This is a genomic window from Shivajiella indica, assembly GCF_042683085.1.
GTDB classification, from domain to species: Bacteria; Bacteroidota; Bacteroidia; order Cytophagales; family Cyclobacteriaceae; genus Shivajiella; species Shivajiella indica.
The window spans coordinates 699,647-718,067 of sequence record NZ_JBHUIV010000010.1 but is presented as its reverse complement, the minus strand read 5'-3'; the positions used below and the strand labels follow the sequence as shown (position 1 = coordinate 718,067).

The following is an 18,421-nucleotide window of genomic DNA, read 5'->3' as shown; positions in this document are numbered from 1 at the left end:
TAACTTATTGATAATAAAATCATTAAGTTGTTTTAGGTGAATGATTTTCTTTTGTTGAATCACTTAAAATAGGAGTGAAAAATGAAGATTTCAAGCCTTGCAGAGCTAAAAAAAGAATTATCTTATCTTAATGAAAAAGAATTGATAGATATCATTGTAGAGCTTTCCAAATTCAGTAGAGATAACAAATCTTTTTTATTTTTTAAATTGTTTGAAAGGGAAAACCCTAGGGTTTTTATTGAAATGGTGGAAGAAGAGATCGGGATGGAATTTGCCAAGGCAAATACCAAGCATTATCATTATGCCAAAAAATCCGCGCAGGCAATTAGAAGGAAACTCAATAAAAATCTCAAACTTACCAAAGATAAGACTGCCCAAATTGAATTGATTATTTTTTTCTGCAAAAATCTGAAATTATATGGTTACCTGGATTTCAGACATCCAGTGATAGATAACTTGTATAAAGTTCAGGTTGGAAAGGCTGAGAAATTGATTGCATCATTGCATGAGGACCTGCAGTATGATTATAAATCTATTTTGGAGGAATTATAAATTCTTTTGGTGAAGCCTAAAATTTTTCTAGATGCTAATTATCTTCAAACCATTTCAGTAAGATTTCAGTATTAACAAGGGTGAGGATCCGCTTATTATTTTCTATTTTCTTTGTTGTATTCCTGTCCAATACTTTTGCGCAAAATGTATCTGTGAATTTATTTCCCAACACCAAAAGTCAGATTGAAACAGGATATTTTTTCAAAGAGGTAATTGATTTTAGGCTACATAAAAACAGCATAGGCAAAGTTCATGATATCAATGGAAACCGGGGGGATGTCACCTTCAAAGGAAATTTGGATCAATTGGCATTACATTTTTTTAAAAATAGTATACAACCTTCAAAATATGAACCCCAAGCTATTCAGGTTAGGATATATGAACTCAATTTATCTGAAAAATTAAGTTCAAATAAAAATATTTATGAAGGTGAAATTCAATTGATTATGGGATTTTTTAAAATAGGGAGTAATGAACCTGTTCAACTTATTGACTATTCAGGTTCTGTTAACTACAGAAGATCCACCAATCGTATGGATATGATAGAAAATGTGGTCAACAGGGTTTTTGGGGCAGGTTTGGATTATTTCAATACCTGGATGAACATGCAGGTTGGAAGCAACCGCCATTTAGCGACTTCTGTCCGGTTGGAAATTAACGACGAACCTAAAGCAAGTAACGAGGATACGGTCTATTATGATCCCAAAAGGCCCTTGCAATGGAATGATTTTTCAGACAGACCCAACCCAAAAAGTCGGTTCAATGCCAGTATTTTTGCCAGTTTTTCTATACAGGGCCGATCATTAATGGAGTCTGGGTCAATTGTTCAGACTATTGAATTGGATGTGTATATGCTGCCAGGTCAATCATGGGTAAGAAGTACAAGTGATTATGCTTTAAACCATGAGCAAAAACACTTTGATGTGGCAAGGATTGTAGCAGACCGCTTGGTGTCAAAATTAAAAAGTATTGAACTGAACCCTGATTGGTATGAAGCAACTATAAATGATGCTTATTTTGATGCTTACCGTGAAATGAACCGTCTTCAGGAAATTTATGACAAAGAGACAGGACATGGGACGGATAAAATAGCTCAGGAAAAGTGGAATAGGATGATTGATGAGGCATTGGCTGGGGATTGGAGCTGGATTGAAGAGGTGTTGAAGGAAAAGTGAAATGTCGGATGTCGGATGGGGGATTTCGGAAAAATTCCAAGAAAGCCTGAAAATTCCAAGAACCAAATTTTTAGAAATGGAATTATTTTTTAAGGAAAATTGAAATGGCTATAAGGCTAAATGTTATTATTGTAGATAAAAATCATCAAGCTGAACCAGATTCTTCCTATGCAAGTTTTCCGTAAACTCTTTGTTTTTGCTTTCTTTTTCCTATTTGTTTCTATTTCCTACGCGCAACAAAAATTTACCAGAGCAGATTCCCTTAGAGGGAGTATCACACCAGAGCGTGGCTGGTGGGATTTGAATTACTATCATTTGGATATTGAGATTTTTCCGGAAACTAAAACTATTCAAGGAACGAATACAATAAGATACCGGGTAAATGCCGAACATCAGGTCATGCAGATTGATTTGCAGGAGCCCATGAGAATGATTTCAGCCAAACAGGATGGTGAAAAGCTTGAAATCCGGCAGGAGGGAGCTGCCCATTTCATCCATTTGGTCAAAAAACAGGTTCCAGGTGCATTTGAAGAGCTGATCATCAGTTTTGAAGGACAACCAAAAGAAGCTGTCAGACCTCCATGGGATGGGGGAATAACCTGGCAAAAAGATGATCATGGCAATCACTTTATCGCTTCTTCCAACCAAGGAATCGGTTCAAGTATTTGGTGGCCGTCCAAGGACCATCCTGCGGATGAGGTTGACAGTATGTTGATCAGCGTGACGGTGCCGAAAGGCTTGATGAATATTTCCAATGGCAGATTGAGAAAAGTTGATAATGGAGAGCAAACCGATACTTTCCATTGGTTTGTCAGCAATCCCATCAATGATTATGGGGTTAACATCAATATTGGAGATTATGTGAATTTCGGGGAAAAATACGAAGGAGAGAAAGGAACGCTGGATATGGATTATTACGTTCTTAGAAATAACCTGGATAAAGCAAAAATTCACTTTTCTGATGCAAGAAAGATGATAGAAGCATTCGAATACTGGTTTGGTCCCTATCCCTTTTATGAAGACAGTTATAAGCTCGTTGAGGTTCCATATCTTGGAATGGAACATCAAAGTTCGGTTACTTATGGAAATGGGTATCAGAATGGCTACAGGGGAACGGATTTGAGCGGAACTGGTTGGGGAATGAAATTTGATTTTATCATCATCCACGAATCCGGGCATGAATGGTTTGCCAATAACATTACCTATAAGGATGTGGCTGATATGTGGATTCACGAAAGTTTTACCAACTATTCTGAGAGCCTTTATCTGGATTATTATTTTGGAAAAGAAGCAGGAAAGGAATATGTCAGAGGAACAAGGGCTAGGATTGAAAATAAATTACCCATCATAGGAAGATATTCCGTCAATTATCGGGGTTCTGGCGATATGTATTACAAAGGGGGGAATATCCTGAACATGCTCCGTCAGATTTTAAATGACGATGAAAAATGGAGGGAAATCCTCCGCGGACTCAACCATGAATTTTACCACCAAACAGTCACTACCACACAAGTAGAGGACTATATTGCTCTGGAAATGGGAATGGATCTTTCCAGCTTTTTTGACCAGTATTTGAGGAACAGCACGATACCGGTTCTGGAATTCTATTTTTCAGATGATCAAACTTTACATTATCGATGGAATAATTGCATCAATTCCTTCGAAATGCCTGTAGATTTAATATTAGGGAATAAAGAAATACGTGTCCAAGCCAATAACCAATGGTCAGAACTGAAGGTGAACGAGCGGTCTGAAGTTAGTGTACAACCTGACTATTATGTGGGGAGTTTTCGGTTGAGGTGATTTTAAAGAAGCGAGAGATTAGAGACGAGAAACAAGAATCAAGAATCAACACATGGAAAAAAGAGACAAGACCAGAAATTGATCTTGTCTCTTTCATTTACAGAACGTTTTTGGAAGAGGACTTATAATATTGGATAAAACCCCTTGTCTTAAAGCAAACTGATATGGAATCTTTGGAAAAAAATTCTACATGGAATTCACATTTAGTCAGTGAATTCTAGTATTTCAACTTTTCATCCTTATCCCATATCCCCCAAAAGGCGCCTACATCTCCTTCAGAACCCACTTTCCAGGATTCATCGAAAGAGGAGAAATAAAACACATCGATAGAGTCCATTTTAGACCAGGTTTGGATATTGATAAAATATTTCATAAAATTTTCATCAGAAGGAATTGAACCATACAGAGGTGATCCTTGGCTGGGCCAACCGGTTTCCGAAATGATTACTTTTTTTCCTTTTCCAGCTTTTACAACTCTATTGTACATGTCTTTGATATACAATAAAGAATATTCAAGTGTACAACCTTCCCAATAAGGATAGCAGTTGGCTAAGATTACATCACAGGCATCGGTGATACGAGGCCTGTGTTCAAACTCATAATAGGCATCTACATAACCAATTGGGATCTTAGGAAGCTCTTTTTTTACGCTTTCGATAAATTCAAGCAATTGGTCTTCAGTCAGGTCTTTACGGTACATGACTTCATTGCCTACTGCAGCGATATCCACATATCCCTCTTTTGCCAACTTGATCAAACCTGCCACCTCCTCTTGGTTTATTTTTTCATCTTTTCCCAGCCAAGCACCGACTAAAGTTTTCATGCCCAACTCTTTTGCAATTATCGGGATCAGTTCATTTCCTTCCGTACAGGAGAAAGAACGGACCCACTTCGTGTAAGGTCTAATAATTTCTAGTCTTCGTCGGACCTGCTCTTCAGTCAGGGTGTCACCGGGTTGCTGCCCTTCCACATAGGGACTGAAGCAAAGTCCGTGCATGCCTTCCTGAAGCAAATCTTTGAACGATTCGGCTAATTCTTGATAGGATAATCCTTGCAGATTTTTCCCTGCAAGTGCCAAAATTTTGTCAGCATTGAACGACATAGTTATCAGTATTTAAGTTTTTCGTATTTGTCCCAAATTCCCCAAGCCTGTCCAACATCTCCTTCATGTCTTACTTTCCAGGATTCATCAAAAGAGGAGAAATAAAACATTTCCACATTTTCTTTTTCTGTCCATTTTAGGATATTTATAAAATAGCGCATGGCGTTTTCCATGGATGGGTGGGCCTCTTGATTAGAGGAACCTTGGTTTGGCCAACCAGTTTCGGAAATGATTACTTTTTTGCCATTGGCGGCTTCTTTGGCAAGTGAATACATCTGTTTTAAATGGCTTGAGGCCTGATTGATATGGCTCCCTTCCCAAAAAGGATAACAGTTGATCAAAATAACATCACAGGCATCCACCAGAGCAGGGCGTTCTTTAAACTGGTAATAGGCATCTACATAACCTACCGGTATTCCGGGTAACTCATCCTTCACTTTTTGAATATATTCAAGCAATTCTTTTTCAGATAGGTCTTTCCTTAGCAGTACTTCATTGCCGACTACAGCGATGTCGACCATTCCTTTTTTGGCCAAGCTAATTAAAGCTTGAATCTCTTTTTCATTGGTTTCCTTGTTGCTATCAATCCAGGCCCCCACCATTGTTTTGAGTCCTTTAGCATGGGCTGCTTTGGGGATAAATTCATTTCCATCTGTACTGGAGAATGATCGGATCCATTTGGTATAAGGCGCCACGATATCCATCCTCCTTTGGATCTGCTCTTCCGATAAGCTATCTCCAATATTTTGCCCTTCCAGGTAAGGACTAAAACAAATGCCATGAAGTCCAGTATTCAGCGTGTTACTGAATACATTTTTTATTTCAGAATGGGAGTAATTAGAGAAATCAAAATCTGTTTTCAGCATTTCTTTTTCTTCAAGAATAATCGATTCTTTGTTTTGATAAACGGAAGTGATTATTGCCTGTTGGGTATTTTTGCGGGCATACAGTTCTGCCCGGATCTGATTGGCCCTTGCTTCATCCACATCGTAGTCGTGCATGAGATACATTGCGGCTATTGTTCCTAACATGGGCAGCCCAGAGAAGAACAACCTAAGACCATCAACAGCTCCTTCAGGTTGTACCGCTGCATTTCCATCAAAACCTACTACCGTCAAAATCACCCCGCTCAAACCGCCTGCAATGGCAAACCCGAACTTCACCATATACCAATAAATAGCACCGAATACACCTTCCCTTCGTACACCATAATTTAATTCGTCAAGGTCGATGACATCAGCAGTCATGGACATCATCAACACAAAAAGGCTTCCGATGCCAAAAGAGTGGAAGGGAAGTGAAAAAATGAACATCCAAGGCTTACCCGGAACAAATAAGAACCATAAGGAGGTATAACCTATCAAAGCGATTCCCTGAGATACCATGAAGGCATTTTTCTTACCAATCTTTCTGGACATCCAAGCAACAATAGGAATGACGATAAAGGTGGTGACAAGTGCTCCAACACTCCCAAAAATGGGCGTCCAGTATCCTGCTGCACCAGCATCGCCATTGAACAAGTGCCAAACCACTATAAAAAAGACAAAGCCTGCCACCGTATTGAATGCATTGAAAATAAAAAATGTAGAAATACAGAGCTTTCTAAAAGGTCTGGATGAAAAGGCTTCTTTGAATCCTCTGATGATTTGGGATACGCTATCACCTATTGCATTGAATGTCAAGGGTGAGAAATTTTCGTTTTTGGTAGATTTACTCGGTATAAAAATGGCAGGAACCATGGCACAAATCGCAAAAATTACTGCAACCCAAATTGCCAGTTGTCGGGTAGCGGCTTCCGGACTTGGAAACCAACTGGGCTCGTACATGATCACCCAAAACCATGGGGCGATTACCCAAGCCCACTGCCCAATCCACTGAGCAATAGCCATAATCTGGGTTCTTTCATGGAAATCTTCACTCATTTCATAACCCATGGCCACATAGGGTACACTGAAAATGGTGAGCCCGATATAAAAGGCAAATGATCCCAAGAGAAAATAGGTGAAATTGTAGTTTACACTGTTTTCTCCATAAAGTTGCCACATCACCGAGAAGGCAATGCCCATTACAATGGCACCAAGAAAGACATATTGCCTTCGCCTTCCCCAAACAGATTTCGTGTTGTCTGAGATGAAGCCCATGATGGGGTCTGTTACCGCATCCAGGATACGGGGGAGGAAATAAACGATTCCCCACATCCATCCCGGGAATCCAAGGTTTTGCACCAGCACGACCATGAATATCCCAAGGGAAGCAGGAAACATCTGATTAGCTAGCATACCCACTCCGAAGGCAATCTTTTGGCCCATCGGAACTGTTTTTGAAGTGGTTGACATGGTTATTAGGGTTGGTGGTTATTTTCTTGAAGCTTGCTTGATTATTATTTTGCAGGAGGTGCTATTACTTCTTTTAGCATACTTGCTTTATCTCCATTATAGGTTTTTACAATAGAATTTCCGTCCCGGGTGAGGTTTTCAAAAATCCCCTGATCAACCATTTCCCACAGGGCATACTTAGCCTGTCCAGTCTCTGTAAACAGGCCAAAATGATTTTCTGAGCCAACCGGATTTCGAGCATCTTTCCAAGGTTCATTGAAACCCTCGAAAAAGAAACAGGAAATGCCCGCCTCATTGGTCCATTCCCGCATGAGTTGGTAATAACGGGCTTGCTTATATTCATCAGTGGCCCTAGAGCCATCAGGTCCATATAGGCCATCTGATATGGTCGCCCAGCCTGTTTCTCCTATATGCACCGGCTTGTTTACCCCAAGGCTTTTCATATAATTGGTGACCGAATCATATTGGGACTTGGCAAATTCCAATGAACGCATCATGGCAGCATCGACTTTTTCTATCTCAGTCAATTTCGATTCTTCTATGGGAACCCTCCAAAAATCAGGATTGTAATGGGTATTATGATAGGGGTAGGTGTGCATGGAGATGTAATCCACTGCATTGACCAATTTGGCCAGATCATCTGTATGGTACATCGGGTCCCCACCTCCCCAAGATGAAAAATCATCCGAGCTGGTAATCCAGAGGTCTTTGGGGAGTTTTCCTTCAGCTTTTAAAGATTGTAAATGATTGACCCATTTCAGGATGACAGATGGTTGTACAAAATAACCCGTCGCCCATTTGACCATTGCCTCGTTGCCAACTGCCAATACTTTCACAATATCAGGGTATTGATTAGCCAAGGCAACAGCCCGCTCAATTTCTCCGGCATTCTGTTCACTTTCCACCTCATGATCAGGTTCTTGATCAGTCCAAGCATTTTTACAGTCAATCCACGCTCCGAGCATAAGATACATTTCAAAATCAGGATCCTCCTGCTTTAACTCGCTTATTGCTTTGAGTAAGTTTGAGGCATGGGGAAATTGTACATTATAGGTTCGCAGTATTTTTATCCCCATAGCAGAAAGGATTTTCACATCTTCTTTGAGTTGTGCTACGCTGGGTTGGATCTCTCGTGATTTGTCTCTGTATCCTTCGTAGGAGATCGCTTGGTAAGCCGGATTGCCTAAAATTTCTTTTGCTGTCACTTCTTTTTGTTTATTTGAATGATCTGATTCTTCTGTGGGTTTTTGGCTGCATGAAAATGTCGCTGTTAAAGCCATTCCAATGCAAATTGATTTTATAAGCGTCAAATTCATGATAATGTAATTTATATTTGTAACGTTATAATTTATTTATTTACAATAGTTTATGATATTTTAATCCAAACCCAATTGGAAAAAGTGCTTGGATCGAACTGTCCCAAAAATTTGGGCCATACTTACCGGAATAATCATCTTCTGACTTAGGCCAAGAGTGGGGGAGGCTGCCTTTGAAATCATACTCCCCAAACAGGACCTCAGCAATGCCATCTCCTTCAGAGCCCGGTAACCAGCCTGCAACAAATGCGTCAGATTGATTGATTTGTTGGGTGACGACCATTGGCCTTCCTGAAATCAGAAGTACAACTGTTTTAATTCCTTTATCTGCATATGTAGTGATATAATTTTGATGCGCTTCAGAAAGTGTCAATTGGAACAAGTTCATTTCGCCACCGATATCCCCAAAAAACTCTGCATAAGGATTTTCTCCTACCACAATCAGCGCTACGTCCACATCTTCTATAGTAGCAGATCCATCTGGATCATAATAAACTTCTTCTGTAGAAAATCTTTTGATACCTTCCAAAATGGTAGTTGCTCCTTTATAATTTTCAGTGGTTCCTTGCCAATTGACTGTCCAACCACCGGATTGAAGCCCGGAGTTATCACCGAATTCGCCAACTACAACTATTCTTGCCTCTTTTTTTAAGGGAAGGGTATCGTTTTCATTCTTCAGAAGCACCAATGATTCACGAACAGCCTGACGGGCAAGATCACGGTGTTCTTTTTTTCCAATTTGCCCGATCAGACTTTTATCGGGATAAGGATTTCCAAAAAGTCCAAGCCGAAATTTTTGTCGCAAAATCCTTCGAACAGCATCATCAATTCTCTCTTGGGCAATCTCTCCATTTAAAACGCCTTCTCTTACACCATCCTGAAACAAATCCAGATCCCCATCCACTGCCATCACCATATCAATGCCCGCATTGATAATATCGTTCTTCCCAAAGCGTGAGTAAGCCTTCCAATCTGACACCACTATCCCGTCAAAATTTAATTTATTTTTCAACAAACCAGTGATCATCCCTTTATGTGCATGCATAGAAATACCATTCAGGGTATTGAAAGAAGCCATGATAGATCCTACACCTTCCTCTATGGCAGTCTGATAGGGTAGAAGTAAAAGTTCCAATACTTCTTCTTGTTTTAAGCTTACATTTCCACCTTCTACCCCAAAATCTGTGGCTCCGTCACCAATAAAGTGCTTGGCAGTGGCCATTACTTCAATTTGTCCTGCCTGACCTTGATGTCCTCTAACAGAAGCCCGGGTTAGTTCAGCGGTTATTTCAGGACTTTCTGAGAATGCCTCATATACCCGGCCCCACTTTTCATTGAATGGTATGGCCACGCAGGGAGAGAAAACCCAGTTAAATCCGGTAGCCTTAGACTCTATAGCAGTGATGCTGGCTGCTTTTTGGACCAATTCAGCATTTCGGGTAGCTCCCAAACCAATATTATGGGGGAAAATGGTAGCCCCCTCATAGGTATTCTGACCGTGCACAGCATCCACTCCAAACAACAAGGGAATACCCAGCCTGGTGTCCAGGGCAAGCTTTTGCATTTCAAAAAATTTAGCCTGCCATTCCGCAGCATTATTGCCGGGAAGTGGGCCCTGAGTATGGATCACAGAACCGATCAACCTCGTTTTGATTTCTTCCATGCTAATATCATCAAAATGACGTACCTGTGTCATTTGACCTATTTTCTCGGCAAGGGTCATCTGCAATAGTAGCGCTTCAATTTTTTGCGCTATCACTGGGTCAATTTCGAATTTTTTTAACATGCTTTAAAAAAGATAACATAAACAAGGCAAGCATATAGCTGGAAAACTATTTTAAATCGGCTTCTTTCAGTTGAACCACCAATTGGACAATTTCTCCAGTTCGATTAAATATTTTCTCGCTTTTGTTTTTATCCAGATTCAAATTTGAAATTTCTAATCTTGACCCATTATTCAACATCACCACAATCCTGTTTTCATCTGCCAATTTGTAAATCACAGGAACCTGGCAATAGGTAAATACCAATGATTTAGATTCTATAGAAATTTCAAGTGACTTATCATTGACATCTACATACCTGAAGTTTTGAGGTTTTGAGAGGAATTCTGCTTTTCTAAGCATATAAGGATTGAAAGTGAGTTGACCATCCTTCACAAATACGCCCAATTCACCGAAGCGGGATATAATATCCTCTTTTACCTGTCCTGTCATGCCAGGCTGCTGTACTCCTTTATTGGCAGGGGTATGGGAATAGGGATCTGTCGGAAATGCACCATAAAGACTAGGGGACTTATGTACACCAATTCCTTCATTGATCTCATAATAATGGTCAATTAGTCTGTTGACCAGATATTCCGGTTCATGTTCCAATACTGCTTTCAGGCAGCATTCCTGTACGGCCAATTGCAGCTTGGAAACCATGTGCCAGTAGATGGAACCTAATCCTTCGTACCCATAGAAAGTTCCTGATCTACCTGTGAAGGCTTTATGGTTGAACACCTTTTCAAAAACCTGAAGCACTTCTTTTTTGCTGGACTCAGTTAATGGATAAGCATCCTTGTCTAAGGCTTCCAAAGCAATAAGAAGATCTGAGGCGTTTTTAAAACTTCCATTGAAGTGATAATCCCCATTGACATCTTTTTCTATGATGCTTTTATTGCCATCCTTAAGCAGATGGGTCAATAATGAAGACTTAGATACCTCCGATTTCGGGATGTTGTTTTTCTCAAGAAATCCTGGAAGCTCCTTATTTGGATAAAGCAGATAACTGTACTGATCTTTTCTGAAAAGTGCGCTTGACTTCAAAGCATCGAGCGTTTGCAGCGCTTCTTCCGATGTCAAATAACCCGAACTCAAAACCGCAACCTGACCTTCGAGCATTTCGCTGAGGTAAGAAATGGAGACTTCTTCCTCATTGTCTATGGTCATCAAATTGTAGGCATGATAAAGGTTATCTTCCCTTTTGTTGGCCCTTATGGTATGCTCTAGATATTTTTGGTAAAGGAGGGAAAAGTCGATCAGCTCTTTGAGAGTAAGGGATTTTCGTTCTTTGCTGAATGAGTTTTTGTAAATTTTTGTCCGGTATTTGCTCCCGGCAAACCCTAAAGCATCCAATACTTTCTTTCGGTTTTTGTCGCTAATCGGGCCCGAAAGCAGGTGTTGATTAGAAAGCAAAGCCGCAAAAGTGTCCTTAAAGAATTCCATCAATTCTTCCGAAATCTGAACTTCTGCGACCGGGCTCTCTTCAAGTGTATCCACAAAGAAGTTCAGAAACCTTCTCAGGTAGTACAGCGTCACCATCGACACCCCATTTCCTACCAAAGCATTGTTGGCATCATTCCATTCAGGCCTTTGGGTATTCATCCAGATACCACCCTCAGGAATGAAATTTGAAATCTTAGCCAAGACTGTAGCTAAGATTTTTTCTATAAAATTGACATGATGGATATGTCCGTTCCTGTTTTGAAGGAGTGCGGCATCAGCTCCCAATTCATTCCAGCGCTTCTGTATTGCTTGGTCAAGCTGATGGTCAAAATCTATGGTATCTTTAGGATTCCGGAGGATGTCTTCGTATGACTTAATTTTATAGGGCACGTTTGCATACACAAATATTTCCTCCTTAAAATAATTTGCCAGCTTACCCTTAGTATGACTTTCGGCAAACTCCAGAAACTTTAAAAGGTAAATAATCTGATGGTCCCCCCAATAACCTATGTAGGACCAGGGATCATCCGCTTCGATTTTTTCCCAATCAATACCGTGTTTGGTTATCCTATAAGGGTTATATCCATCAAAGGTTGAGGCATTTAGGAACTTGAAGATCATGCCATCAATGAACTCAGGGTAGGAGTGTGCCAAAGCTTCCCAATTCTGAAATATATCCCGCCAGTTTCCCGCATAGTCAAGGATTTTTGAGCCATCATTTTCATTTCGGGTATTGATTGAGAAATGATTCCAGGGCCGGCTAGGGTCACCATGTCTCCGACTAAACTTTAGTGGTAGATACTCCAAAATCAATCGCTTCAGATCTGTATCATCTGCTTTTTGCGCAAACTCTTTTAGTTCAGCAATTGAAAATTCATGGGGTAGGGCATCGACACCCTCTTTATACTTTTCAAAGACAGGCCGGTTGGCTTTGGCCAGGTAGATTTTAAGATCAGTTTTTTCAATTTGATAATGATGGTCAAAGATGCCTCCGCGCATGATATTAAACATGGCATTGGCAAAATGGCGGGTATTCTTCAACTGGTCTGAAGTTAACTGCAATCCGTCAGCTCCTGCGTTAAGTTGAATAAGCTGCTGTGTTCCGGATTCAATGTCATCTTTTACCTTTATTTTTAAGTTTTTGTCGTTAGTAAGGGTCTTTGCAAGGGCTGTGATTTGGGAAGCATTTTGATTGATATCAGCCACAATCATCCAATCCTTTTTCCCATTAGGTTCCAAATCTAAATCAGCATTTACGAAATAAGCACCTTTATTGGCCTTGATGTCTGTTTCTTCAATTAAGGTTTGCCCATTTCGGAAGACATCCAGCTGAATAGAGGAGAGGAGACGTTTGGTGTTGTCAAGTCCCGAAGACCAGGCAATATTTGCTTTCAAAGCTTCACTTGGCTCCGCTTTATCCACAATTATCGCACTTAAAGCAAATATTCCAATGCCACTTTCTTTTTCCAGTTCATTTCTTTTGTAAGCATCTACCAAATTACTTCGCTGGCTTTGGAGGGCACTTCCTACGCCATAAGGAAGGATATTTTGGATCCCATCAAGAAGAGATACACTTATAGCCGATTTTCCGTGATTGATCAATCTACTTTTTTTTACAAAACCAAAGCGATCACTTGTACACCATTGGTATTGAAAAGAGAGGTTTAAATCATGGTTGATTTCTTCAAACAAAATCTTATTGCCATAAACATTTTTGTATAGGTTTCTTTCAACCTTGTAAAGGTTGGAAAAGTGTATGGAAAAAGGCTCCCAAATATTTAGTTTTCCGTTTTTTTGAATTCGAATGATCGTTTTTGACCCTGTGATTTCAGAGGATTCAATGATTTTATCGTCAGTATAATAGGGGAACAATGCATTTTCAGGATCCTTTCTGCCAGCACTCAATCCGCCATTACTTCCAATAAACAGCCAATGGTTAGAATTGCTGATGATGCTCATAAAAAAAGGACGCATGTGGTCTACATTGGAAATTTTGTAATAGAATTCATCCTCGATGCTGACCTGATTTAATTTTGGGGCTTCGTTTATATTCACCTCTGATAGATTTGGGTTCAATGCTTTATTGATGTATTATTATTAATTTAGTTTATCCATAAATCTGATATTAAGAAAATATGGTCTACAACTGAACCTCAAGATGAAGTAATTGTCCAATAAATAAAAATAAATCAATACATCAATTCTTTCTCTAGGTTACTAAAAAACTTTACATCCGGTACTACAATTTGGAAAGAAATGACCAAATAGTGCAATTTTACTTTATTTTTAAATCATTTTAGATTTCTCGTGTTTTTAATAAAATGGGTTTCAATAATTGCTGCTGCAATCTTTCCTTGTACATATTTCCATATTTGTTATATAATTTACATTATGTTAAATAAGAATATCGATATACCCATTTATCCTTTTATACCATATATAATTACTTCACCTCCTTCTGTCCATAAGAGATTTGAAAATCTTGATTTTTTTGGTAAGCTTGGCTTCTCTTAGGCAATGATATGAACGAAACCAAAACCGCTAAACTGGGTCTTTATCTTGGGCCGTTATTATTTCTTGGGATTTTATTTTTTTTGCAGCCCAAAGAAATGTCACCCGAAGCCCTGTCTATGTTGGCGGTTACAGCCTGGATTGCAACCTGGTGGATTACCGAAGCAATTCCCATTGCAGCAACCTCTCTTTTGCCTTTGGTTTTATTACCGGCCCTGGGGGCACTACCGATCAGCAATACAGCATCTTCATATTCCCATCCTATGGTATTGTTATATATGGGTGGATTTATGATTGCTATGGCCATTGAAAAATGGAACTTGCATAAACGGATTGCATTAAATACCATTTCTTTGATAGGAACCAATATCGAACGTATCATATTGGGTTTTATGGTAGCGACTGCATTCCTGTCCATGTGGATATCGAACACTGCGACTTCTCTGATGATGTTACCCATTGCCATTGCTGTTGTTGTTCAATTATCCAATTCATCAAATCCAAAGGATTTTACTGCGAACAAAATCGGTAAAGCTTTAATGCTTGGAATCGCCTATTCAGCGTCGATTGGAGGCATTGCTACCTTGATTGGAACCCCTACCAACATTATTCTGGCCGGTGTTGTCAAAGAAATGTACGGTTATGAAATAAGCTTTTCCCAATGGATAGTTTTTGGTTTGCCCATTTCGATCCTATTGCTCATTATCTGTTGGATTTATCTGGTTAAATTTGCCTATCCTTTTGAAAGGGATTTCGTGGTTACCGGCGGTAAAGAAGAAATTCAAAAACAGCTCAGACTTCTCGGTCCTATGACCGTGGAAGAAAAAAGGGTTTCATGGGTATTCGGTGGCGTAAGTTTTGCCTGGATCACAAGAATCTTTCTTCTCCAGGAGTTTATACCCGATTTGGATGACACCATGATTGCCATTGCAGGTGTCTTATTATTATTTGTTATCCCCTCTTCTGAATCGAAAACTAAGTTATTAGATTGGAAAACTGCCGAAAAGATTCCCTGGGGGATTCTTTTACTTTTCGGTGGCGGTCTTTCTCTGGCAGAAGGTTTTAAAGTGACAGGTTTGGCTTCCTGGATTGGCAATCAATTCGTATTCCTTGATTTCATTGCTTTTGGACTGTTTTTACTGATCATCATTGCGGCAGTGAATTTCCTGACTGAAATTACTTCCAATGTAGCCACCGCTTCCATGATATTACCAATTTTGGCCGCAGTTTCTTATTCCATGGGGGTTCATCCTTTTGGTTTGATGGTCGGGGCAACAATGGCCGCAAGCTGTGCCTTTATGTTACCGGTTGCCACTCCCCCCAATGCGGTGGTTTTTGGGTCCGGTTATCTTTCAATACCCGACATGTTCAAAGCGGGTTTTTGGATGAATATTTTTTCTATTTTGCTCATTACCCTCTTTACCTATTACATCCTGCCGCTTTTATGGAAGTTGGATTTGAACAGCTATCCCTTTTAAAAATCCAAATTCCAAAATTCAAATTTTAAAAGGTTTAATGAAACCCTGGTTCAAAATACAACTTAAAAACGAACCTTTTTATTTAAATTAATTCTTAAGATTTCATGAAAATTAATTATTTACGGAAGATTTTTGAATTTCATAATTGGAGCTTGGAGTTTGAATTTTAGAATTTAATCATTGGACTTTGTAATTAGTAATTAGTAATTGGATAATTAGTAATTACTAATTTGTTGTTTCCACCCCACCTATCCCCTACTTCATCACATTTTTTTGTCTGAAAAGAGTTGCCGCTTTATTCTTGCAGGGTCAAATGTAATTGAGCATTTTAAGAAAAGTCCAACCAACTAAAAAGATAGGATAAAATGAAATCGAAAAGACCATATCTCCTACTTTTGGCCATGGCCATTATTTACAATCTTTGGCTCTGGAAGGCCAATCCGGAAGAAAAATCAAGCCTACCGGTACAAAAAAAGGAATTACAAAAATCCCAATCCCAGACTATTAAACAATAAAAATATGAAAGAAAAATCTCTGCCTTTCAGGCAAATTGAATGGTGGGTTGTAACAGTGGTGTTTTTAGCAATAGTCTTGCTGAATATCCTGGATTCAGGATTTATCTATTACAAGCCTACAGACGAACAAATTTCTATTTATTTTGCCAAATTATTTATTCCGGTAATCTTGTTCCTGTCTTTTTACTTGGTTCATGTCAAAATCATTCCGGGATATGAGAAAGAAAAGAAAACCTGGAAGTATCTCTCTCTGACCTTCCTGGTATTTATTGTTTCTTTTATTCTCACAGGGGCTTTTTCCTCGGGGGCCAATATCACCGAAGATTTTTTTATGCCTTTTTATTTTAACTCCATTGCAGTGTATGTAGGATACCTTTTGTTGGCATATATTCTGGAACAGGCACTGGCACCGGAAAGATTTAAAAATTATTCCTTCTATAATGCTGTCAGATTAATTGCCATTTATGTATTTGTATTGCTGTTTTTGCTTCAATTCCGCAAATTTAGTACAGAACCCATAGCCTTGGTTTTCGCCTTTATCATTCCGGGAATTGGCCTGGTGGTTTTATATAACTTCTTTTTAATTTACAGAAACAGAAAAAGGGGAAAAGAAAAATCAGCTAATTATTTCCTGGCATTACTGGAATTTGTCATCCTGCTGATTTTCCTCATTATCGCCATCAATGTTTATTCTTTTTCTCCGGTTTTTGTGGGCTTGGCGGTAATGATTTTAGTTGCCGTTGTTCTGATTCCGGCATCCAATCTGGTTTTTGAAAAATATGATGATTATCTGGGCCAGTTGAATAAACTTGAAACCAGGGTAAGTCAAACCACAGCCAATCTGGATTTCCTGCGGTCTCAAATCAATCCCCACTTTCTCTTCAATGCCCTGAATACCCTTTACGGAACTGCCCTCCATGAAAATGCAGAAAGGACCTCGGAAGGCATTCAAAAACTGGGAGACATGATGCGCTTTATGCTCCATGAAAACAATCAGGACAAAATTCCAGTCGAACGGGAAAAAGAGTATTTGATGAATTATGTAGATCTTCAGAATCTAAGAATCAAAGGTCAGGATAATATTGAAGTGGTTTTCAACCGGAATGAGGAATCCTGTACAGGGGAAATTGCCCCGATGCTGTTGATTCCATTTGTGGAAAATGCTTTTAAACACGGAATCAGTTTACAGAAAAAATCCTGGGTAAAAATAAGCCTGAGATGCCTGGCAGGTTCCATTCATCTGGATGTGAACAACAGTATCCATCGTTCTACAGATGACATGGAGAAAAATTCAAATGGAATCGGTTTGGATAATGTCCGACAAAGGCTCGATCTGCTTTATCCAGGAAAATATGAGTTGGTCATACGGGAAAATGACCTGGAGTATTTTGTACATTTATCCATTAAATTATGATATTTAAATGATATACACTGCGTGATATAAATGGATATTAACTTTGTGATATTTATTGATATACGCCTTCGGCGATATAATATTCCAGGATAACCGATTAATTGGGAAAAAATATCAATTAATATCCACTATTATCAACAAATATTAAATTGATATATACCTCGCGAAATAAATTAGAAATATGCTTTTAACGTAATAATATATAATAGCGATAAATACTGATATTATTTCCACCATATTTCACTCTATTTCTACCTTATTTCTTTTTATTTCAATATAATTTATGATAACATCAATCGCAATAGACGATGAACCCATGGCTTTGGAGGTGATTAAATCACATGCCTCCAAAGTGCCATTTCTTGACTTAAAAGCGGTATTTACGGATGCCATCAAAGCATTGGAATATCTTAAAGGAAACCCGGTGGACCTGATATTCCTGGATATAAAAATGCCTGATATTTCTGGAATGGAACTGGCAGCACTGCTTCCAAAAGAAACCATGGTCATATTTACTACTGCCTATTCCGAACATGCCGTCAAAAGTTTCGAACTGGATGCGATTGATTATTTATTGAAACCCTTCAATTTAAGCAGGTTTTTAAAAGCCTGTCAAAAGGCCCAGGAATGGCACCATTTAAAAAATGGGAATATTGGGTTTATTTTTGTAAAAACCGGTTATGAACAGGTCAAAATAAGCTTTGCTGACTTACTATACTGTGAAGCATCCGGCAATTACGTGACCTTTCACCTGGCTAAAGAGAAATTTCTGAGCAGGATGACGCTTTCAGAAACAGAAAAACTTCTCCCTCCTTCTTTCATCAAAACCCACCGTTCTTTTGTTGTCAATCCTGATTTTATCTCTAAAATCGAGAGGCATCAATTAACCCTTCTGGATAAAATAGTTCCTGTGAGCAGCAGTTATTTTGAAGAAGTGATGGAAAAGGTAAAGTGAAGTGGGAGGTTGAAAGTGGAATGTCGGAAAAGGGATGTTGGAAGTTGAAATTATA

12 protein-coding genes are annotated in these 18,421 nt (G+C 39.1%); 7 read left to right on the top strand and 5 right to left on the bottom strand.

What is annotated here, in order from left to right; all coding sequences use genetic code 11:
* Nucleotides 1-81 precede the first annotated feature (81 nt).
* The 3 genes from ACFSKV_RS06475 (at nucleotide 82) to ACFSKV_RS06465 (ending at nucleotide 3,530) form a co-directional block, all read left to right on the top strand.
* Nucleotides 82-552, top strand: coding sequence for a hypothetical protein (locus ACFSKV_RS06475; RefSeq protein ID WP_380801113.1), 471 nt, complete (start codon nucleotides 82-84; stop codon nucleotides 550-552).
* Between the two features lie 152 nt (nucleotides 553-704).
* Nucleotides 705-1,727: a DUF922 domain-containing protein gene (locus ACFSKV_RS06470; protein ID WP_380801112.1), complete on the top strand. Its 1,023-nt coding sequence runs from the start codon at nucleotides 705-707 to the stop codon at nucleotides 1,725-1,727.
* Between the two features lie 168 nt (nucleotides 1,728-1,895).
* Nucleotides 1,896-3,530: a M1 family metallopeptidase gene (locus tag ACFSKV_RS06465; protein ID WP_380801111.1), complete on the top strand. Its 1,635-nt coding sequence runs from the start codon at nucleotides 1,896-1,898 to the stop codon at nucleotides 3,528-3,530.
* A 217-nt stretch (nucleotides 3,531-3,747) separates the two neighbouring features.
* Here the strand turns inward: ACFSKV_RS06465 and ACFSKV_RS06460 are convergent, their stop codons facing one another.
* The 5 genes from ACFSKV_RS06460 to ACFSKV_RS06440 are packed head-to-tail and all read right to left on the bottom strand — an operon-like array spanning nucleotide 3,748 to nucleotide 13,548.
* A complete protein-coding gene (locus tag ACFSKV_RS06460) occupies nucleotides 3,748-4,632 on the bottom strand; it encodes a glycoside hydrolase family 17 protein (RefSeq protein ID WP_380801110.1) in 885 nt (294 codons plus the stop codon).
* A gap of 5 nt (nucleotides 4,633-4,637) precedes the next feature.
* Nucleotides 4,638-6,968 (bottom strand): MFS transporter, encoded by a 2,331-nt coding sequence (locus ACFSKV_RS06455; RefSeq protein WP_380801109.1) that lies wholly within the window; start codon nucleotides 6,966-6,968, stop codon nucleotides 4,638-4,640.
* Nucleotides 6,969-7,012: 44 nt separating this feature from the next.
* The gene (locus ACFSKV_RS06450; RefSeq protein WP_380801107.1) at nucleotides 7,013-8,284 is read right to left on the bottom strand and encodes a glycosyl hydrolase family 17 protein; all 1,272 of its coding nucleotides are present in this window, start codon (nucleotides 8,282-8,284) and stop codon (nucleotides 7,013-7,015) included.
* 40 nt (nucleotides 8,285-8,324) lie between these two features.
* Nucleotides 8,325-10,070: a glycoside hydrolase family 3 protein gene (locus ACFSKV_RS06445; RefSeq protein ID WP_380801106.1), complete on the bottom strand. Its 1,746-nt coding sequence runs from the start codon at nucleotides 10,068-10,070 to the stop codon at nucleotides 8,325-8,327.
* A gap of 46 nt (nucleotides 10,071-10,116) precedes the next feature.
* Complete coding sequence (locus tag ACFSKV_RS06440) at nucleotides 10,117-13,548, bottom strand: hypothetical protein (protein WP_380801105.1); 3,432 nt, start codon at nucleotides 13,546-13,548, stop codon at nucleotides 10,117-10,119.
* A 467-nt stretch (nucleotides 13,549-14,015) separates the two neighbouring features.
* On the opposite strand from ACFSKV_RS06440, the gene ACFSKV_RS06435 reads away from it, so the two are divergent.
* From ACFSKV_RS06435 to ACFSKV_RS06420, 4 genes are all read left to right on the top strand, one after another.
* Nucleotides 14,016-15,482, top strand: a complete 1,467-nt coding sequence (locus ACFSKV_RS06435; RefSeq protein WP_380801104.1) for an SLC13 family permease — start codon at nucleotides 14,016-14,018, stop codon at nucleotides 15,480-15,482.
* Between the two features lie 365 nt (nucleotides 15,483-15,847).
* The gene (locus tag ACFSKV_RS06430; RefSeq protein WP_380801103.1) at nucleotides 15,848-15,997 is read left to right on the top strand and encodes a hypothetical protein; all 150 of its coding nucleotides are present in this window, start codon (nucleotides 15,848-15,850) and stop codon (nucleotides 15,995-15,997) included.
* Nucleotides 15,998-16,001: 4 nt separating this feature from the next.
* Nucleotides 16,002-17,411: a sensor histidine kinase gene (locus ACFSKV_RS06425; protein ID WP_380801102.1), complete on the top strand. Its 1,410-nt coding sequence runs from the start codon at nucleotides 16,002-16,004 to the stop codon at nucleotides 17,409-17,411.
* A 283-nt stretch (nucleotides 17,412-17,694) separates the two neighbouring features.
* Nucleotides 17,695-18,366, top strand: coding sequence for a LytR/AlgR family response regulator transcription factor (locus tag ACFSKV_RS06420; RefSeq protein ID WP_380801101.1), 672 nt, complete (start codon nucleotides 17,695-17,697; stop codon nucleotides 18,364-18,366).
* The last annotated feature ends 55 nt before the right edge of the window (nucleotides 18,367-18,421 follow it).